17 protein-coding genes and 1 pseudogene are annotated in these 18846 nt (G+C 59.5%); 8 read left to right on the top strand and 10 right to left on the bottom strand.

Annotated features, from left to right (window positions below; all coding sequences use genetic code 11):
- Window positions 1-150: 150 nt before the first annotated feature.
- On the bottom strand, window positions 151-1350 hold the full coding sequence (gene hemA / locus K289_RS0134120; protein WP_027555561.1) for a 5-aminolevulinate synthase: 1200 nt from the start codon (window positions 1348-1350) through the stop codon (window positions 151-153).
- A gap of 295 nt (window positions 1351-1645) precedes the next feature.
- Window positions 1646-2024, bottom strand: a pseudogene (locus tag K289_RS50940) (ATP-binding cassette domain-containing protein); the annotation flags it as partial.
- A gap of 248 nt (window positions 2025-2272) precedes the next feature.
- On the opposite strand from K289_RS50940, the gene K289_RS0134110 reads away from it, so the two are divergent.
- The 4 genes from K289_RS0134110 (at window position 2273) to K289_RS0134095 (ending at window position 4959) form a co-directional block, all read left to right on the top strand.
- On the top strand, window positions 2273-2443 hold the full coding sequence (locus tag K289_RS0134110) for a hypothetical protein (protein ID WP_156918336.1): 171 nt from the start codon (window positions 2273-2275) through the stop codon (window positions 2441-2443).
- 131 nt (window positions 2444-2574) lie between these two features.
- Window positions 2575-3213, top strand: a complete 639-nt coding sequence (locus K289_RS0134105; RefSeq protein WP_027555558.1) for a cytochrome P460 family protein — start codon at window positions 2575-2577, stop codon at window positions 3211-3213.
- Between the two features lie 11 nt (window positions 3214-3224).
- Window positions 3225-3794, top strand: a complete 570-nt coding sequence (locus K289_RS0134100) for a cytochrome P460 family protein (RefSeq protein ID WP_027555557.1) — start codon at window positions 3225-3227, stop codon at window positions 3792-3794.
- 73 nt (window positions 3795-3867) lie between these two features.
- Window positions 3868-4959: a hypothetical protein gene (locus K289_RS0134095; protein ID WP_035686848.1), complete on the top strand. Its 1092-nt coding sequence runs from the start codon at window positions 3868-3870 to the stop codon at window positions 4957-4959.
- Between the two features lie 441 nt (window positions 4960-5400).
- On the opposite strand, the gene K289_RS0134090 is transcribed toward K289_RS0134095, so the two are convergent.
- The 4 genes from K289_RS0134090 to K289_RS0134080 all read right to left on the bottom strand — a co-directional run bounded on the left by K289_RS0134090 (window position 5401) and on the right by K289_RS0134080 (window position 7572).
- Window positions 5401-5664 carry a bacterioferritin-associated ferredoxin gene (locus tag K289_RS0134090; protein ID WP_027555555.1) on the bottom strand — a complete coding sequence of 88 codons (264 nt, stop codon included), beginning with the start codon at window positions 5662-5664 and terminating at the stop codon, window positions 5401-5403.
- A 157-nt stretch (window positions 5665-5821) separates the two neighbouring features.
- Window positions 5822-6685 (bottom strand): caspase family protein, encoded by an 864-nt coding sequence (locus K289_RS46100; RefSeq protein WP_063614244.1) that lies wholly within the window; start codon window positions 6683-6685, stop codon window positions 5822-5824.
- A gap of 98 nt (window positions 6686-6783) precedes the next feature.
- Window positions 6784-7143: a hypothetical protein gene (locus tag K289_RS49310; RefSeq protein WP_084788826.1), complete on the bottom strand. Its 360-nt coding sequence runs from the start codon at window positions 7141-7143 to the stop codon at window positions 6784-6786.
- A 171-nt stretch (window positions 7144-7314) separates the two neighbouring features.
- Window positions 7315-7572: a hypothetical protein gene (locus tag K289_RS0134080; RefSeq protein ID WP_027555554.1), complete on the bottom strand. Its 258-nt coding sequence runs from the start codon at window positions 7570-7572 to the stop codon at window positions 7315-7317.
- Between the two features lie 887 nt (window positions 7573-8459).
- Here K289_RS0134080 and K289_RS0134075 point away from each other — a divergent pair.
- The 4 genes from K289_RS0134075 (at window position 8460) to K289_RS0134050 (ending at window position 13427) form a co-directional block, all read left to right on the top strand.
- Window positions 8460-9524 carry a nitrogen regulation protein NR(II) gene (locus K289_RS0134075; RefSeq protein ID WP_027555553.1) on the top strand — a complete coding sequence of 355 codons (1065 nt, stop codon included), beginning with the start codon at window positions 8460-8462 and terminating at the stop codon, window positions 9522-9524.
- A gap of 39 nt (window positions 9525-9563) precedes the next feature.
- Window positions 9564-11369, top strand: a complete 1806-nt coding sequence (gene nhaA, locus K289_RS0134070; protein WP_198024821.1) for a Na+/H+ antiporter NhaA — start codon at window positions 9564-9566, stop codon at window positions 11367-11369.
- Window positions 11370-11509: 140 nt separating this feature from the next.
- The gene (locus K289_RS0134065) at window positions 11510-11743 is read left to right on the top strand and encodes a hypothetical protein (protein ID WP_027555551.1); all 234 of its coding nucleotides are present in this window, start codon (window positions 11510-11512) and stop codon (window positions 11741-11743) included.
- A gap of 1198 nt (window positions 11744-12941) precedes the next feature.
- Window positions 12942-13427, top strand: coding sequence for a Rid family hydrolase (locus K289_RS0134050; RefSeq protein ID WP_027555550.1), 486 nt, complete (start codon window positions 12942-12944; stop codon window positions 13425-13427).
- 251 nt (window positions 13428-13678) lie between these two features.
- Here the strand turns inward: K289_RS0134050 and K289_RS0134040 are convergent, their stop codons facing one another.
- The 4 genes from K289_RS0134040 to K289_RS0134025 all read right to left on the bottom strand — a co-directional run bounded on the left by K289_RS0134040 (window position 13679) and on the right by K289_RS0134025 (window position 18553).
- Window positions 13679-14125: a hypothetical protein gene (locus K289_RS0134040; RefSeq protein WP_027555549.1), complete on the bottom strand. Its 447-nt coding sequence runs from the start codon at window positions 14123-14125 to the stop codon at window positions 13679-13681.
- Between the two features lie 504 nt (window positions 14126-14629).
- Window positions 14630-16186, bottom strand: coding sequence for an AMP-binding protein (locus K289_RS0134035; protein WP_027555548.1), 1557 nt, complete (start codon window positions 16184-16186; stop codon window positions 14630-14632).
- 86 nt (window positions 16187-16272) lie between these two features.
- Window positions 16273-17238 (bottom strand): nitronate monooxygenase family protein, encoded by a 966-nt coding sequence (locus K289_RS0134030; protein WP_027555547.1) that lies wholly within the window; start codon window positions 17236-17238, stop codon window positions 16273-16275.
- Window positions 17239-17335: 97 nt separating this feature from the next.
- A complete protein-coding gene (locus K289_RS0134025) occupies window positions 17336-18553 on the bottom strand; it encodes an ABC transporter substrate-binding protein (protein ID WP_027555546.1) in 1218 nt (405 codons plus the stop codon).
- Between the last annotated feature and the right edge of the window lie 293 nt (window positions 18554-18846).

The following is an 18846-nucleotide window of genomic DNA, read 5'->3' as shown; positions in this document are numbered from 1 at the left end:
GGTCCGTTGTCCCAACTTGGCTGCGTCGGCCGCAACCTGGGACGCGCGACGCTTTCCCAGCATGGTCTGCGCCCGCCGGGTAGCCGATGCCCCTTCGATGCATAATCCGGGGGGAGGCGGTTGCGAAGGGAGCGCTCCCACATACGGCTCTCAGGCAAGAGAGAGGGTGTCCCAGGTCTCAGCGAGCGCAGCTGTGAGTTCCGCTATGTGGGTATCCCCGTGATATGGCGACGGCGTGATGCGCAGACGCTCCGTCCCACGAGGAACGGTCGGATAGTTGATCGGCTGGATATAGATGGCGTGGCGCTCTAGAAGGCGATCGGCTGCCGCCTTGCACAGTTCCGCATCGCCTACAATCACAGGCACGATGTGGGTTTCGGTCGGGAGGACCGGAAGCCCGGCGGCTCGGAGCGCACGTTTCGTTGCAGCGGCTTGCCGCTGGTGTGCTTGGCGCTCGGCAGACGAGTGCTTCAGGTAACGAACGGACGCATGTGCTGCGGCAGCAATTGGTGGAGGGAGTGCCGTCGTGAAGATGAATCCGGGCGCGAAGCTGCGCACCGCGTCGCAGATCGATCGCGACGCCGAGATATAACCGCCAACGCAGCCGAATCCCTTGGCAAGGGTTCCCTCGATCACGGTCAAGCGGTGCATCACGCCATCACGCTCGCTGATCCCGCCCCCGTGAGCGCCGTACAGGCCGACCGCGTGAACCTCATCGAGGTAGGTCATCGCACCATACCGGTCCGCAAGGTCGCAGATGGCGCCGATCGGGGCCACATCGCCATCCATCGAGTATACGGACTCGAACACGACGAGCTTGGGGCGGTCTCCTGCCCCGCGCAGCAACGCCTCAAGGTGACCGAGATCGTTGTGGCGGAAAATCCGCTTTTCGCAACTCGATTGACGGACGCCTTCGATAATCGAATTGTGGTTGAGTGCATCAGATAAGACCACGCAGTCTGGGATCAGCTTACCGATCGTCGAGATGCCGGCCTGGTTCGATATGTAGCCGGAGGTGAACACGAGGCTCGCTTCCTTGCCATGCAGATCAGCAAGCTCGCGCTCTAAATCAACCAAGGGCGAATTATTTCCCGCGATGTTGCGCGTTCCACCTGCTCCGGCGCCGCAGCGGTGTGCCGTTGCGGTCAGCGCGCTCACGACCTCCGGATGCTGTCCCATGCCAAGATAGTCATTCGAGCACCAAACCGTGATCTCTGTAACGGTTCCGTCAGACCGGCGCCATTTGGCGGCTGGGAAGCGGCCGGAGATGCGTTCGATGTCGGCGAAGACTCGATAACGCTGCTCCGCGCGCAGGCGCTCAAGAGAGTCGTGGAAATAACGTTCGTACATTTGGGCCGCACTATTGTCATAGTCGGTAGCGAACGTCCCGTTGGACGACGTCAGCGCTCTTTGCTCCGGCACAACATCCACACACAGATGTCTGTTGCCGACGCTTCCGTGCGTCGAATGCCTTGCTTGCCACCTTGCCAGTACGTCCAGATCGACCATCTCAATCTCTCCTGACCGTAGCTTGACCATAGCTCATCATGCAGAGCACTTCGCGCTCGTCTCAGTTATGATTTGCATGATCCCCGGTTATGGTCGGGCGCCTGAGGCAGCTCACATATGGGCCCCTTCGGGAAGCCTACGCCCGTTCCGGTGCAGCTATCAGCGAGGCGGCTTTGCCTTCCTCTCCGTGACGGCGGCTGAATTGCAGGGCTGCGAACCGGGCATACAGACCGGTGCTTTGCGCGAGGTCCGAATGCAAACCGGTTCGACGGATGCGGCCGTTTTCCATGACGACTATACGGTCTGCCTTTTTCAAAGGTGGCGAGCCGATGAGCAATCACGATGGTGGCGCGTTGGTCCGCCGTACGATCGAGCGCCTGCCGTCCCAGTCGTTCGCTCTTGGCGTCGCGCGCGGAAGTCGCCTTATCAAGCAGCAGCCCCGGTGCGTTCTTCACGATCGAGCGCGCAATAGCGAGGCGCTGGCGTTGGCCGACTGAGAGGGTCAATCCGCGCTCCTCTCCTTCTGGCGGCGGCGCGGTGAAGCAATCAGCCGCGAAGGCAAAAGGTGAGCCTGCGGTATCTTCCGAAATACTCGTCTGACCTTGATCCGATCGGCCGCCTCACAGCAAATTCAAGATATTCCTGCGGGGAGGTCGCGGTGCGAATCGTGCGCGGATCTCACTCGCGCAATTAGGACGTTCATCCCACAACTCCGCTCGGATGAATGCGCCGACTATTTTCGCTCATGCAGCGTCGCTTCAGAATGAACGGAATCCGCTTTGGTGATGCGACGCGCGTAGCAGAGTCGATCGGGGAACGGCTTTCGACATTGGTGTTGCCTGTCCGTGACGACGCCGCCGGAAAACTGACGATGGCAATCGCCAGTCACGGCGGCGTGTTAGTTCGAGAGGACGTCATTCCCGGCGGGTATTGATTTCATGCCCCTTCGTTGCTTTCGCACTTGGGCACCCACGTTTAATCTTACCCTAGTTAATGAGACCACCTGCGCACGAATGCCGTCATTGCCTCATTCGGCGACATACAGCAGGTCAGAGGAGAGACATCATGAGACGCACAGTACTAGCACTTTCCGCAGTCCTTGGCGCTAGCGCGATAGCAACTGCAGTCTTCGCGCAGCAACCACAGCTTCCACCACCCGACGATTGGCATGCCACCGGTCGCTATCTTCCTGAATACACGAAGGATGGAGATCTTATTCTGCCAAAGAACTTTCACGAATGGGTCTATGTCGGTTCGCCACTAACGCCCAATTTCTTGAACCCCCCTCAAGCAAATTTCCCTGAATTTCATAACGTATATATCGAGCCTGGTTCTTACGAGATCTACAAGAGGACGGGTGTCTTTCCTGAAGGAACAATCTTCGTGAAAGAACTGCAGCTCATGCAGCCTGCTACTCATCCGGACGGTTCGAGAACCGAGCCATCGGGGAAAGGATTCTTCCCGGGCCCGTTCAACGGGGCCGACGTGACCGTCAAGGACACCCAGAGATATAAGGCTACCGATGGCTGGGGCTATTACAACTTCAACCACCATGAGCCCAAGGCGGCCACCGCCAAAGTCCGGCCGATCGAGGAATGCGCCTACTGCCACATTGCAAGTGCGAAACGGGACGACGTATGGACGCAGTTCTACGTGTTGCTTGACCAGGTGCCGGTGCCGCCCGGTCAGACCATCAAGAAGTAGGGAGAGCTGTGATGAAATTCTTCGAAAGTGCGGCCGTGGCGTCCGCGTCCTTCATCGTCATGACCGTGGGGTGCCTTGTCTCGCAGCCCGTAAATAGCCAGCCCGCCCCGGCGCAGGAACAACTTGTTGATGCGGCGGGCAACATGCATATCCCGAAGAACTACCGGACCGCCTACGAATTCCTTGGGAGCTGGTCTATCGCGGGTGATAAGGGTGCTAAGGAGATGCACGTTGTCTACGCTTCGCCAGGAACTGCGGCGGCGTATCGCGCGACGGGCAAATTCCCCGAACGTTCGATCCTCGTGAAGGAAGTCTACGGCACGGCCACTTCGGATATGACGACTGGGACAGTCAGCCATCAAGGAGTTCTCAAAGGCTGGTTCATGATGGTGAAGGACAGTAAGAACAGCCACCCCGATAATAAGCTGTGGGGCAATGGTTGGGGTTGGTCTTGGTTCGACGCGAGTGACCCGGCGAAAACGACCTCAACAAACTTTCGCTCAGATTGCCTAGGCTGCCACATCCCTGCCCAGGCGACCGATTGGATCTATGTGCAAGGCTATCCCGGTCTGAAGAAATGACGGACCATTAGGTGACCCCAGCTTGAATGTTGCGTGGGTAAAACAGAGCCAGATGCAGACAAAAGGTAGGGTCATGAAGCCCAGCAAAAAGTTCGGCAGCGTTTGTGGATCGATGATGATCTTTCTTGTGTCGTTTTCGACGCCTCAAGGGAGTCTGGCGGCCACTCCCGCTGCCGACAAAAAGATCACGAAGCAATTCCTTACGTCGGGCCAGGTTGACCTCGTACGGGAGGTGGTGACGCTGCCGCTCCATCGTGGGCGTCTTTCTTCGGGAGAAACGGTGTGGTTCGTGCTTACCGACGTAAGTGATTTTGCGATCTCGAAAAAGATGGGGCTCACATGGGCGCCGAGTCTCGCTAAGGCCAAGGACCTGACGAGCACACGGGTTGCCGAAATGGACGACTCGGGTAACTTCACGTTCAAATCGGGCCGGATCGATTTCTCACCGTCCCAGACGTTAGTGGGCGGCGAGGCGCCCAATTTTTTTCCTCCTAGAACGGCCCGAGCCGGGTCTGTCGGGGATGCGCACTACAGCCCATTGGTTCGGGTGACGAACGATAAGGACATTGTCTTTAATGCTCCGGTCATCGCGTTCGATGTCGGGCCCGAGAAAATCGCGTTCTGCAGCGGCAGTCCTGATTACTCTGTCGTGACGGACTCCGTGGCGAGCATCTGTCCTGATAAGGGCACCGTTGACTTGAAACTTCGGTTTGGCTTCGCGAACGGCAAACACCTGCGTTATCTTAGTTTTGACGCAAACTCAGACGAGGCGGCGACCCTCGAGTCGTCTACCTTTGCGCCGGCGGAGAGCGACATTCTTCAAAGCGGCGCGACTGAGGTGATCTATACGATTGTGAATGGCATCATGGGTGCCAAAGATCCAAACCGCCAGGGGCTCGACAGCGCCATCAACGGAGAGGGGCCCTCGCTCGACGTCCTCGCGCACTTCACAGAGATCAGCGCCGGATATTCTCCGATGTGGGACGTGCGACTGGCCGTGTGGACCAAGGAGGCTATCTCGAAGGATCAACGGAAACTGATCACTGACGGCGACGATCTCGAAGCCAAAAGTGCGTCAGGTTTACTGGTGAGCCCTGCGGGAGGGTCGGTGAAGACGACGGGGAATCTGGTGAATTGCCCGGTCGTAGGCTTCACCAATGAATGATCTCCTGGCCACATAACCGCGCTTCCCCGCTCGTGCGGGGGAGCGCAATCGGTCCCCCTCCTTCCCAGGTCGACGCGAGTTTGATGGGCAGGCGCTCGGGCCCGACGCCTCTCTGTTTGCAGGCGTCGATGATCTGGTGGGCCTCGCGACCGATGCTGCGACGTTGAAGGACAGGTTTCCGTCCACCTCGGTCGACACGTAGCCCGGCACAAGCCGCGACAGCTCGACTCCAACGCAGACTGCATGCCGGTCGGCAGTCGCGGCCGCGACGCGTGAAGCTTCGCCGCTCTGCCCTCATGCCAACGCGTCGTCGACAACGTCCCTGCACCCGGGAGCATCGAAAGCTCGCAGGACGATCGTGGGATTCGTCGTGCAGTTTATCGGCTTAAGGCGCGAGCGGGCACGAAACCGAGCGGCACCTATCCAACAAATCCGGGGAAGTCAGGGCGCTGTGGGTGCGAATTTGAGGTCATCCTGCGCGTCATCCATGATCCGGCGATGTGGGCAGCCGGCCTGACAGGCTAGTGCACACTCCCTGTACGCCTCGTCGATGATCGTCTTGATGGTGCGGGCGCAGCGGCCGCATTCGGCGCTGCAACCGAGGCAGTCATAGATCTGCTTGGCATTGAGCAGCGCGTCGTCGGCCGTGTTCACGGCGTGGCGAACATCGTGGTCGCTGAGGACATTGCAGGAACAGACGATCATGAAACGCGAAAAGGACCTTCAGTGATGCGGCGTCATGATATGGGACGGCGCCAGGGCGCGTTGGAGGTTCCAAACAGGGCGGAGATGACGAGTGTCGCCCTCCATGGGAAGTCAGCCTTGACCTTTGATCTTTGGAGGCCAGCAGAAATCTTTTTGATCACTCGCGGCGACCGCTAGCTGCAGAGCCGACGGAGGACGCGGGAGCGCCGCGCCGTGCCGGCCAAAGATCAACGCTCTCGGTTAGCGTAGATGACACAGCTGGAATCTGTTGGCCCTGAGTAGCAGCCACCACTGCGTTTCGGGTGCTGTTGAAGACCTCCTCGATCCCCCTCGAAGAATCCATCTTCGTAAGAAGAGCGGTCATCAGCTGACTATGTAGTTCATTCGGGTCTTCGACGACCTGGCCAGGCGCTGCTGAGCTCAAGATGAGCGCGTTCTCACTCGTTTGAATGGGTGCAAGTCCGTGTGAGTAAGTCCTGAAGCGTCGCTCGTAAGGATTGCGGCGTGAGGCCTCAACGACTACGAGCCTGATGCGTGCTCCGGAAGACTTGAGTTGCGAAAGGAGGCGGTCAATGCTTACGCCTTGTCGACGGACATCTTCTTCACTCCAGATATTCGCATCGACTGGGATTAAATAATTTTGTCCGTCAGATTGGATGCCGTAACCTCCGAAATAGACTAACACAAGTGAGTTCAAATGTACTCTTGCCCTTAGATGATCGATTGCGCGGGTCATGTCGAGGCCCGTCGCATTGTCAAGGGCGTCGACCAGAAAGCCGTCCTTGCGAAGAGCATTTGCCAAACCTTCCGCATCGCGTGTCATTTGGGGAAGAGGAGAGTCGGCATCGGGATAGGTTGAATTGCCAATCACCAGAGCTAGCCGACCAGTATCGAGAGGTGCGGATTCACCCGACCAGATGGGCGCGCTCATGGGCCGAGGCTTCTCCGAGCGTATTGTCCCGTCGAGGCCGATTGAGAGCAAGCCGAGCAGGACTGCAACGCCGAGTTTGGGAATTGTCATTCCATTATGGTCTCCAGTTCACCGAAGAAGCGCTCCTTTCCGTAACATGGCTTGGCGCTGCCAGCATCGCACCCGGTCGCGTGCCGACGTTGCGTCCTTCAATTGCGTCGCGCCGTCCAGTAGCCTGAGCATCGCGCCGGTCCCGAGCGTCCGCTCCAGGTCCCCCGACCCGACGCTGCGAACAATTTGCCCGCACCCGTGGCATATTTGTCCTGGACCGTCAGCGAAGCGCGAACCGCGCCGGATTTTGCGACGTAACCTCGAAATCTCACGAGATTGGGATGCGTGACAATTCCGTTGGTCACATCGACAGTAAAGCTGTAACTGGAATCGCAGGTTCCTCTTTGCGTCACGAAGACGATGTCCCAGGAACCGTCGTAGGCCGAGCGCCCGTATGCTGCCGGCGCAAAGACAATGAAGCAGCTCGCTGCCGCGATCAGAAGGGAACACTTTGTCATGATAGTACTCCTGACTAGTTGAAGCGGACATCAACCGGGCAACGCCTCCTTGCCGAATCCGCCGAAAATGACCCAAGAGTGACGTGCGCATGACCGAGGGGCGCTAAAATCTCTCAACTACATGTTGGCTAGCGGCGGCTTGAGGGAGCCGCACGCTGCCAAGCTTTGGCGTCACCACCAGCCGTAAGAGAAGCCGGGATAGTAATAGGTGGGATAGCGCGAATATGAATTATAGGTCGGATAGCCCCAGTACGAAGGGTAGGGATGACCCCGCCGCACCCGATAGCGCACGTCCGTCGTCACGGCTGGTGCCGCGGCCTTGATCGACGTGCCATTGATCGGCGCGGCAGAGGATTTGGCCGTGGCGGCGCCTGCGATAGAAGCAGCAATAGCGAGCGCAATCGCGAGGCTGCGGACTTGAATTTTCACGGTAGCTCCTGTTCGTCTTAAACCACGCGACGAGAATGACCTTGCAACGCCGGCGAGGGAAATCACCTCTCGCCATGGAGTCGATAGACGATCATTATTGTCGCCGCGCCGCGTGAAGCCGCAGCGAGGAATACCTACAGCCGCATCCGCGGAGACTTCTAAACCCGTTGTCGCCCTTGGACCAATCGAGGTTGCGCCTGCCAACGTGGCGCCATCCTTGACCATGACGCCGCTCCTGCGGTGGATTTGTCGCGCGCCATGTCGCCGACCGGATGCCGGACCGAGGTAAGAGAGGGAAAGGCATCGCCATTTTGCAGATGGGGCAGGATGCCTCCCAACTGCAGAACAACCATATCAGCTTTACCGAGCTTTATGATCCAATAGACCCGGCCTGTCGGTCCCCGCTCATCGAAGAAGCACGACAAGCCCGGCCGGCGCCTCCCTCCGCATCGATCCAGTGGGGGACCGCGAGTTCAGGGGCGGGCTGTCCTGCTATGCTCTTAAGCATGGCTATACTCGCACCTCTGATTGCGGCGGGGTGTGCGTAGGCGCTTCGGCCTCACGACCGCGCTCGCGGCACCAGTGTTATTGCCGTGGAATCGGCTGAACCGCGTATAACACGAGCCTGCCCGGAGGATAGGCACGTGAACACCTCTTCGCGGTCGCCGAGAGTTCTGCTCCGGCGAGGCGGCGCAGAAGGAAGCGTCGTGGTCCCGCCGCAGCGCGCCAAGCCTCTCTCGGCTATTCCGATAACGGTCGGCTATCGACTCTATGGCGAGAGGTGATTTTCCTTTTGCCCGTCATGGACTCAATCTTCGAGCCATCGTCGCCCGCCCTCGTGTACGGGCCGAAGTCGGCGTCCCGTTGAACAGGCCAGAAGGTCCGATATGCAGATCGAAGAGACAATCGACGTTTCATTCCCCGGCTCTGTCGAACGCCCGCCGCTGGAAGATGTCGTCGTGCTCGTGGACCGCGCCGGCGTCGCGCTTGGGGTGCAGCGTGCGTTCAGCGCAAGGGTGAGTGGCGTGCGCGATGGCGGTAGCGGCCTCATCGCCTCCAGGTACGTGGAGATCCCGCTCGTCGGGTCCGACGGCGAGGTCTCAGGGATTTTGTGCCGCGTCAGCCCGCGGTCCCACACGCGAGGTGCGGTCGCCGCTGGCGGGCGGGCGAGGGTGAGGGCAATAGCGGACGTGGTGCAATTCGTCCACGACATCAATAACCTTCTCGCCGTTATCGGGAGCGGCCTGCGGCTGCTCGAGTGCCAGAGCGATGCTGCGTACCGAAAGGCCATGGTCGGCAAAATGCAGGAGGCGATCACGCGAGGCGCGTTGCTTAGCCGGCAGCTCCTCGACGCTGCGCGACCGCGACCCAAGCCGATCGACGGGTTTATCGCAGGCAGTCGCCTCGCAGCGATAGCGGGCACGCTTGACCGGGCGTTGCGTCCGGATATTGCGGTCCGCACCGAGATCGCCCCTGACTTATGGGCCTTCAATGCCGACCCGGAAGAGCTGTACTTCGTTTTGCTCAACCTCTGCCGAAACTCGGCCGATGCTATGCCGAACGGCGGCATGATCACCGTCGCGGCGCGGAACGTCGAACCTTCCTCTGGCGCGGCCCGGGGTTTCGTCGAGATCGTCGTTGCCGACGACGGAGAGGGCATGCCCGAGGAGGTCCTCTCGCGGGCCTTCACCCCGTACTTCACGACAAAGCCCGAGGGTAGCGGCACCGGCCTCGGGCTCCCCAAGGTCCAGCGCTTCGCCGAGGGATTAGGCGGCGCGGTCGGTATAGAGAGCAAGCGGGGTGCAGGCACGCTGGTGCGCCTCTTCCTCCCGCGCGCACACGCCGCTGAGCTCCCCAGCAGTATCGTCGGCACGGAGATCGCGTACACGCCGTCACCCAACAGCGGCGTATTCTACGTCGTCAACCCACCGACGGCTGCGCCGACGTCGTAGCCGGCCGAACACCTGGAGACCGGCTCAGCGATGGAGCTCATGATCCCGCCCGGCCGCCTCGACCGTCCGGTCGACCGCAAGACGGACCACATGCTCGGCGTCGCCGATGCCGAGATCTCGCTCGTCGAGTACGGGAGCTACGCCTGCCCGCACTGCAGGGCTGCCAACGACCGCATCGCGCAAGCACGCGACCAACTCGGCGACCGCGTCTGCTACGCCGTTGAGCTTGCCCAGACGCCCGAGGCGTTCTGGTCCGCGCACATCAAGCTGATGACGAGGTCGATGCAGCTCACAGAGGACGACCTCGTCGCGGTGGCCGCCGACCTCAGCGTGAACGCTGAATTCGCGCTCGGCGACAGCGACGCCATGCGGCGCGCGAGGGCGAGGGTGGAGGCGGACGTCGCAAGCTCACGCGCAAGCGGGGTGAGATTCACGCCGGCCTTCTACATCAACCGGCGGCGCTACGACGGGCCCTGGGATGAGAGCTCTCTCGTCGATGCGATGCTTGGCACGCTCGGCCACCGCGTCCGTACGGCAGCCCTGGACTTCGCGAGCTGGGGGCCGTCTGCCGGCATTTTGCTCGTCCTCGCGACCGTGGCGGCGATCGTCTTGACGAACTCGCCGATCGGACCGGCGTTCGAGGCGCTCTGGCGCCGGGAGTTCGGCGTAAGCTTGGGCAACGCAGCCTTTCGGATGTCCATCCTCCATTGGGTCAACGACGGCCTGCTGACGGTGTTCTTCCTCGTCGTGGGATTGGAAGTGAAGCGCGAGATGACAGTCGGCCACCTCGCAAGCCGCCGCTCCGCTGCGCTTCCGATCGCGGCCGCGATCGGCGGCATGGTCGTGCCGGCGTTTCTGTATGCGCTGGTTATCCCTGTGGGGCCGTGGTCGCACGGGTGGGGCGTTCCAATGGCGACCGATACTGCGTTCGCGATCGCCTTGATCGCCCTGATGGGGGACCGCGTCCCCGTCGAGCTGCGCATCTTCCTCACGGCTGCGGCCATCGTCGACGACATCGGTGCGATCGTCGTCGTCGCTGTGTTCTACTCCGGCGATATCCATCCGGGCTGCCTGGCCGCGGCTGCGGCGGTGGTCGTCGCACTGGCGCTGCTCAGCTGGTCGAAGGTCTACCTTCTCTCGCCTTACATCGTGTTGGGCGTCGCGTTGTGGGCGTTCGTCTACGCGGGCGGACTCCACGCTACGTTGGCCGGCGTTGTCCTCGCGCTGTTCATTCCGACGCGCCCGCCCGCCGACTTGGCTGCCCTGATGACGCAGGCCAGCACCATCATCGCCTCCGAGGCCCGGCACGAGGGCGAGGTTCTCAGGCATGGCCCCTCCACCCCGGCGCTACACGCGCTCGACGCGATCTACGACAGACTTGAAGCGCCCGCCGACCGGCTGCTGCGGCACGCCGGCGCGCGGTCGAGCTACGCTGTGCTTCCGATCTTCGCACTTGCTAATGCGGGCGTGACGATCAACCCGGGCGTCTTCGTTGGGCATGGTTGGCTCATGGCCGCGATCGTCGTCGGCCTCGCCATAGGAAAGCCGGTCGGTGTCTTCATCGCGGCCGCCGTGGCCGTACGCGCGGGCATAGCCGTCAAGCCGGCGGAGTACACGTGGTGGCAGTTGGCGGGGGCGGGAGCCCTCGCTGGCATCGGCTTCACGATGTCGCTCTTCATCGCCGGGCAGGCGTTTCCAAGCGCCACTGACTTCTCGGCTGCCAAGATCGCCGTGTTCGCCGCGTCGATTCTTTCGGCCGTCGTTGGGACTGCCGTGCTCTGGGGGGCTTCGCGCCGGGAGCTTTGCGAAGAGGCGCCGCAGAGCGCCGGCATGCAAGTATCATAGCCCGCGGGTGTTTATGCGGGATCGTGGAGGCCTTTGGATGATTCTACCTACCGGTGCGACAGTAGCAGTCGCTGACGGCGAGACGGTCCGCCTGTTCCACAACACGGGTTGCGAACCGTCGCATTTGAAGGAGGTTGAACATGACCCAAGTATATTTCCACTTCTCGAACACGAAGAAGGTTTTCGTCGATCGCCGTGGCGCCGTGGTGAACGATCTTGCTGAGGCGCACGATTACGCGGCCCGTGTCGTGCAATCCTTAACTAGCCAGCGCAGCCTCGAGGATTGGCGTGACTGGGTCCTGCATGTCAGCGACGACCAGGGCGATGAGCTCTTCGTTGTGCCCTTCACTTTCGTGCTCGGCGAGCCGAATTGAGGTCGCCATACTCCGGGCGATCCTTTGGGCCAAAGCGCACATCTCCCACCTAGAAAGCAGGCGGTTGGAGCCCCGCGAAGGCTCTCTTCAGCCTCGGCGCCGCAAGGTCAATGAAAGCGCGCACCTTGATCGGCAGAAACCCGTTGGCCGCGCACAGGAGATGGACGGGCAACGGTGCAGGCAGAGTTCTTTAAGCGATCTCGGCCGACCAGACCAAGGCCTGCCCGTCACGCGTTCTTAATCCTTCGTGACCACCAGCGGGCTTCAAAGTCGGCGTTCAACAATCCCACGTCAGCACGAGGATGACGAGTATAATTCAGGAGAGATTATGGGCGAGGTTATCCGATTTGTCTCAAAATCCAAGCGCGAGCGAGTCCGCCTCATTCGAGAGGCCCGCGCGATATACGACAGCGTCTTCTCCCCGGCCGATTCCGTCAGCGAGCAGCGGGACAAGGTGCCCGCGACTCAGAGGGCCATTGGTGCCAATGCTTAACGCGGTGAGGGCGCTTTCTCGTGATCAAGATCATTACCGTGCTCTGCAGTCTGTCTCTCCTGGCAAACTGCCACGAGCAGACCGTCACCACCTCGGACTTCGCTGACGTCTCGATGCAGTCTTGCCTGATGGGAACGCCTCAGCTCGCCGAAATAACAGCGGCGTCAACGGTTCGACCATCACTCGTCGATTGGCCAAGGTCGAGGAGCGTCCGGGTCAGCTCGGATCGAGTGGCGGGTCGGGGGACTTGGCTGTGCCACCACCAGACCTGAGTATACAAGAACAGCTTGATGGTTACCCACGTAACGCAATTCCGCATATCCGAAATTTTTTCTGTAGGCATCCTGCCCCATCTGCAAAATGGCGATGTCTTTCCCTCTTACTCGGTCTGGCATCCGGTCGGGGACGGGCGCACGCCAAATCCACCGTAGGAGCGGCGTCATGGCCGAGGACAGCGGCGCGTTGGCACGCGCAACCTCGACTGGTCCAAGGGCGGCAACGGGCATCTCTGCAGACGCGGCTGGTGGCGTTCCTCGCTACGGCGTCATGCGGCGAGGTGGCAATAACGATCGTCTATCGACTCTATGGTGAGAGGTGATTTCCCTCGCCGGCGTTGCAAGGTCATTGTCCAAAACATCGTCGTACCGAAACTTTCAGTGCCGCCACCGAGACGCGATGCCAGCTTGAGAAGCCGGGAGGCTCGATATGCAAAGCAACGACGTAAGCACAACCGCAGTAAATGGTAAGGAGGCCGCCTATTTCGGTGTGCCGTGGGAAGATGCCTACGGATACGCACAAGCGATTAAGGTTGGTAACACGATCCATGTCTCCGGCCAGCTCAGCCACGACGAGAAGGGGACCCTGATCGCGCCTGCTTCTCTCGATGAACTCGGCAAGCCGGCCGAGTTCTCCATGATGGAACAGCAGATGCGGGCGACCTACGCGAATGCCGTCAAGCTTTTGGCACGCTTCGGCGCAACGCTGGACAACGTCGTCGAGGAGACACTCTATGTCCTCGATGTCGACGCCGCATTCGCCGCTGCGGGCAAGGTGCGCAAGGAGGCCTACGGCACGGCGCGACCTCGGTGCGCCAGCAACCTGATCGGTGTGCCGAGACTGGCCTTTCCTGAACAACTCATCGAAATCACCTTCAAGGCTATGCTGTCGGGAGCAGAAGCGAAGCCGCGGTGATAAATCCCATCCCCATTGTGCGGAGTTAACGAAATCATGACAAGGACCTGGAACCGCGAGGGCAATGCCCGACATCCTGATCGAGTCGAAGGATTGCGCCTTGGTGCTGGTCGATCTGCGATGCAACGGATCGAAGCAGCGGGGCGCGTAAGAGCTGACTTCGCTGCGGGCTCATCACATGCCACATGCAAAGGATTGGATGAGATATCGTAGGTTTGGTAGGTGTGGGGAAAGGCGGTAGCGCTCCCCCGCTACCATATCCAGCGCAACCCTTCGATTTCCCAAGACTTGACCGATCGACGTTTCGACGCGAGGGATGTCTCATTGATACATTTCCAACTCGCGTTCAGACAAGTTCCGCCCGTGTAGAAGCTGTATCTCGGCGCGATATCCAGTCCTTCGGGAGCGTACTTCAGCACCTCGCCAACCTGCCTTGCCGCCGCGATCGTTATCGGCAGACCGTTGTCGAACCACGTGTTGTTCCAATTCATCTTGGTGAGCGCGAGCATCTCTTCCGCTACATGCTGAAGCGGCTGACCCAAAGCTTGGCATCGCAGCAACAAAAGACGCGGCACGTACATTCCAGGGCATGTACTAAAGAATTCGACGCTGCTGCGAGTGTAGAGCAGCGCCTGATCCTTGTCGAAGCGATGTAGCGTGCCGCGGAGCGGTGGGTAGACGCCGACCGCGATGATCAAAGCTGGATCCGCATCGACCGTTCCGTTCGGCGCCAGTCGAAAGACGTCGCGCGTTCACTTCGGGGCGTTCGTGAACTGGAGCTCCAATCGCTAGCGCTGCGTTCCCGCGCTCGCTCTGTACTTTCTTGTCGTCGCACCGCTCGCGTCAATACTGTGGTTCACAGCTACGGCTGCTGCTTGAATCCGCGGAGATCTTGGGCGCGGGACCTTTCAGGCGCTTCCTCGATATGGTTTGGCCTCTGGCGGTCCCTGGCATTTGCTATGGGCAAAGCGATCTCGCGCCGGGTAGCGAACTCTATTTGGGGGCGGCCAGTTCAACGTTTCGTCCCAGAACGCCAGGGCGCACAACCAAGGCTCGAGCGCTGTTCCAGGCATCGGTTGCAGCGCGAAACGAGGAGACCCGCGACAGTTGTCTACAACGCCTGCTTGAACAGACGCGCAGAGACGACGGAAGCGTTCGGCCAGCTTTCCCTTGACCTCTCCGCCCGGCGTGTGACCGGCGTGCTAGCCGACGAGGCGGTCGCGTCCAGCCCAGAAGGCCGCTCGGAGGACCTTCTTGTCGACCTTGCCGACGCCGGTCATGGGGAGTTGCTTAACGAACTGAACCTGCTTCGGTGCATACGCAGATCCCTTGCGTGACTTTACTAGGTTGATCAACTCGTCCGGATCGGGGGCTGAGCCTTCATGCGGAACGATGATCGCTGTGACGGCCTCTCCCCACTTGTCGTCGGGAATGCCAACGACTGCAACCTGTGCAACGTCGGAATGCTCTGACAGAACGTCCTCGATCTCACGAGGAAAGATGTTAAATCCGCCAGAAACGATCATGTCCTTCTTGCGATCAAGGATGAACATGTAGCCACGTTCGTCTTGGCGGGCGATATCGCCAGTATGAAGCCAGCCATTCCTCAGCGTTTCGGCAGTGATGTCTGGCTGCTTCCAGTATTCGGCCATTACGTGCGGCGCTCGAACGCAGATCTCACCAGCTTCTCCCATTGCGACCTCTTGATCGTTCTCGTCGAGAATCTTGACGTCGCAAACAGATATCGGGAAACCGCAGGACAGGAAAAGCTCAGGCGTCTTCAAATCGTGGTCTGCCTTGCGCAACACCGAAACGGGATAGCACTCGGTCTGACCATAAAGCTGGGAGAACACCGGTCCGACTCGTTCGATGCCTTCGACCAAGCGGCTCGTGGACATCGCAGATGCGCCATAAAGCACGAGTTCCAGCGACGAAAGATCGGCTTTGGAGAGCGCGGGATGGTCGAGCAGGACATAGATCATGGTTGGGACGAAGAGGGTAAAGTTGATGCGTTCACGCTCTATGGTCCGTAGTACAGCGTCCGGATCAAAGCCCTTAAGCATGTGAACGGTGCCGCCAGTCATCAGCGTCGGAAGAATCTTGGTTCCTGCGACGTGGCTGATCGGAGCGACGGCAAGATATCGCGCGGCCTCCGGAATCTCAAAGTCTGCCAGGATCGCACTGGCGAATCCGCCATATTGGCGATGGTATCGCAGCGCCCCTTTCGACCTTCCTGTGGTGCCGCCTGTATAGTTGAGTATGCAGATATCGTCGGATTCCGCGAAATTTCTTGGCGTTGCATGTCCTGCGACATCGATGGTCTTGAGAATATCTGTGCCATATTCGGCGCGACCCACAGTGAATATGGCTTTCAGTCCGTTAGCTCTCGCAGCGAGTTCGCCGCCTCGGTCGTGGAATGCTGCGGCGTCGACGACGAGCATCACGGACTCGGAGTCCTCCAGTTGGAACAGTTGATCGTGAAGCGACCCGAGAGGGTGAAGCCAAGTGATGGCTAATCTGCAGAGCTGTGCGGCAATGCTCGCGCACCAGGTCTCTGCACGATTTGCGGTAAGAAGCGCAACCCGTGCCCCCGGAGCGAGTTTGAGCTGCATGAAAACGCTCTGCATGCGTCCGATTAGATCAAGGGCGCCTCCATAGCTGAGCGTCCCGCCGGGCCAACTAAAGGCCGTCTTGGACGGGAAGCGTGAAAGCGCACGTAGTGTCTGCTCGCAAACGCTTGGGAATGTATGGAGTGACATGTTGCCACCTCTTGTGGGCATTCGAACTTTGTCGGGAAATCAGCAAAAGCTGCCCGCAATTGGCATTGTGGTCGAGAGGTGCGGGGTCATTTTGCTTGGCCGCGGAACTCCATGCCTGTCTGCATGATCAATTCGTCGACAGACACGACACTCTTGATCCCTGAAGTCGAATGTCCGCCGCTCCAAATATCGCGCCACCGCTTTGGCTGCGCTTCCCGTGCGACGATGTCGATGTCGTTGCCAATTTCAATTGCACCGTGCGGGGGCAGGTTATCGGGATCGAGACCTGCGGCCGCGATCGATGGCCGCAACATGTTGGTCTGCAATCCTGTGAACGCAGTCGTCAGAAGGACGTCATCGGCATTACTCTCGACGAGCATTCGCTTGTGCCGTTGGTCCGCCATGCTCTCATGTGTCGCGATGAACTTAGTCCCCATGTAGGCGAGATCGCAGCCCAGAGTCAGCGCTGCCCTGAGAGCCACCCCATCGCTAATGCCGCCGGCGAGCACGACCACGCCGTCGAAGAAAGTGCGTACCGCGCGGACGAATGCAAACGGATTTAGCCAGCCCGTTTGGCCGCCAGCTCCTGCAGTCAATAGCACCAGCCCGTCGACGCCCGCCTCCGCGGCTCGTTCGGCGTGCCGAATAGATGCCACGTCGGCGAGAACCAGTGCACCTGCGTCCTGGAGCGGTCGAAGTACTGGCGTGGGGGATCCGACCGATGTGATGATCATCTCCGGATTGTGCTTAAGGACGACGCGCAGATCGTCCTCGAGGCGCGCATTAGATTTGTGCACGATCAGATTTGGGCAGACTGGTGCATGGTGTCGGCCGGTTTCGGAGCTGTGGCGATGCAGACGTTCATTGATCGCGGTGAGCCAGTCATCGAGTTCGTCGGGGCTACGACAGTTCACGGTAGGAAACGAACCGATCACGCCGTTTCGGCTGGCCGCCACGACAAGCTCGATGCCCGAGACGAGAAACATCGGAGCCGCGATCAACGGTAAGGCGAGGCGATCCTGAAACAGTGCCAGTTGCTTCGACGAGTCCACCCTTCTCTCCTAACGACCATTTCGCAGATGACTGTCTGAGAACGGAGCGCAGTCAAAAACCCGCACGGACCTTCAGATCCGTGCGGCTCGCATATGCTTAGTTCGACAACTTGCCTTCTATGATCGGACCAAAGGTGATCCAATTATCTCCCTCAAACTTCATCAACTGCATCTGCTCGATCGGGAAGTGATCGGTAGGCGACGTGTTCAGAGTGATTCCGGGCAGCAAAGTCGAGGGTGCGAAGCCATTCAGGCTCTCTGAGACCTTCATGATGTTCTCGCGGGTCAGGTTGTCTCCCGCCTGCTCGAGAATATACTGGAGTGTCTGAAGAGCTGCATAAGAGTAGGTGACGAGATTGCTGTTGCGATCTGCATCAGGTGCGTACTTTTGCAAGAAACGCTCGCATTCTTGAATGGCAGGGTCGTTCTTCCAAAGAGGGTCCGTGGGGTCCTTGTAGTAGCCAGCGCTGATGATGCCTTGCGCGTAGTTGAGGCCGGCCGGCTTTATCACCGCTCCTACCGAGGTCGAAACGTTGTTCAGGATATGGACGGGCTTCCAATCCAACTCGCCCATCTTTCGAATCGCCATCGCGGCAAACTTGGGCTGGCTGAGATTGAGCAGCAAATCTGCTCCTGATGCCTTCAGCTTGACGATCTGTGAATCGATCGTGGGGTCACTAAAGTCGTAGGTCGCCTCAGCGACGATCATCGAGGTCTTGTCGCCGAGTCCATCCTTCACGCCTTTGTAGATATCCTTGCCGTACTCGTCGTTGACAACGAGGACGGCCACCTTGGCGGTGGGATGCTCCTTCAAAATCCATTTTGCGTAGATGCGGCCTTCCGATTGGTAAGATGCATTGAAGGGCATCGTCCATGGAAACGTTTTCGGATCCTCGCCGAACCTCGTGCCCCCGGTGGCGAGCATGAGCTGCGGCACTTTCTTCTGGTTCATGTACTTCATGATGGCAAGATTCGGTGGAACACCGAGCGTCTGGTAGAGGAATAGAACTTCGTCGCTTTCAACCAGCTTGCGGGCCTGCTCGACTGTCTTCGGCGGGCTGTAGGCGTCGTCATACGAGATCCAATTGATCTTTCGTCCGTGGATTCCGCCCTTTTCGTTGATCATCGTCACGTAGGCAGAAGCGATCTTTCCTACGATGGCGTAGGCGGAGGCGGGCCCGCTGTAGGGGAGGATATTTCCGATCTTGATTTCGGTATCACTCGCGCCCGGACCGTACTGCTTCTGGGCCATTGCTTGGTGAGAACCAATCGTGATGCCGGTAGCGGCGGCGGCAAAAAGCATTAAGCCTCGCATATTCAATCGTTCCTCCTGTCAAGTTTCTAGTTGATCATTGGACGCTCAAACGTGCCTGAAGCTGTCACACCAGCCAAAGATGGCGCTTAAGATCAGTCACGAGAGTTCCCGCATTTTCCGGATTTATCAAAGCAATATCAATTACATGTAATTGTTTGACAAACGCTGTCGGCATATGACATTGACGTCATGTTACTAGGATGGGGTTCTTGGTCAAGCCCGCGCCGGGCGATACACCTGTTCTCAAACTCGCTCCCAAATGGAGGCGCAACTGATGACTGCCGTAGTCGTAG

Origin of the sequence: Bradyrhizobium sp. Cp5.3, from assembly GCF_000426265.1 — a bacterium.
Taxonomy (GTDB): Bacteria; Pseudomonadota; Alphaproteobacteria; order Rhizobiales; family Xanthobacteraceae; genus Bradyrhizobium; species Bradyrhizobium neotropicale.
Note: the sequence above shows the minus strand (reverse complement) of the source record. Positions and strands in the feature narration are given on the sequence as shown.

Bases quoted from the DNA above. Each gene is read 5' to 3' on its own strand.
- K289_RS0134105 (WP_027555558.1), top strand. From the start codon at position 2,575: ATGAGACGCACAGTACTAGCACTTTCCGCAGTCCTTGGCGCTAGCGCG.
- K289_RS0134110 (WP_156918336.1), top strand. From the start codon at position 2,273: ATGAACGGAATCCGCTTTGGTGATGCGACGCGCGTAGCAGAGTCGATC.
- K289_RS0134065 (WP_027555551.1), top strand. From the start codon at position 11,510: ATGACCCAAGTATATTTCCACTTCTCGAACACGAAGAAGGTTTTCGTC.
- K289_RS0134025 (WP_027555546.1), bottom strand. From the start codon at position 18,553: ATGCGAGGCTTAATGCTTTTTGCCGCCGCCGCTACCGGCATCACGATT.
- K289_RS46100 (WP_063614244.1), bottom strand. From the start codon at position 6,685: ATGACAATTCCCAAACTCGGCGTTGCAGTCCTGCTCGGCTTGCTCTCA.
- K289_RS0134100 (WP_027555557.1), top strand. From the start codon at position 3,225: ATGAAATTCTTCGAAAGTGCGGCCGTGGCGTCCGCGTCCTTCATCGTC.
- nhaA (WP_198024821.1), top strand. From the start codon at position 9,564: ATGATCCCGCCCGGCCGCCTCGACCGTCCGGTCGACCGCAAGACGGAC.
- K289_RS49310 (WP_084788826.1), bottom strand. From the start codon at position 7,143: ATGACAAAGTGTTCCCTTCTGATCGCGGCAGCGAGCTGCTTCATTGTC.
- K289_RS0134075 (WP_027555553.1), top strand. From the start codon at position 8,460: ATGCAGATCGAAGAGACAATCGACGTTTCATTCCCCGGCTCTGTCGAA.
- K289_RS0134095 (WP_035686848.1), top strand. From the start codon at position 3,868: ATGAAGCCCAGCAAAAAGTTCGGCAGCGTTTGTGGATCGATGATGATC.
- K289_RS0134035 (WP_027555548.1), bottom strand. From the start codon at position 16,186: ATGTCACTCCATACATTCCCAAGCGTTTGCGAGCAGACACTACGTGCG.
- hemA (WP_027555561.1), bottom strand. From the start codon at position 1,350: ATGTACGAACGTTATTTCCACGACTCTCTTGAGCGCCTGCGCGCGGAG.
- K289_RS0134090 (WP_027555555.1), bottom strand. From the start codon at position 5,664: ATGATCGTCTGTTCCTGCAATGTCCTCAGCGACCACGATGTTCGCCAC.
- K289_RS0134050 (WP_027555550.1), top strand. From the start codon at position 12,942: ATGCAAAGCAACGACGTAAGCACAACCGCAGTAAATGGTAAGGAGGCC.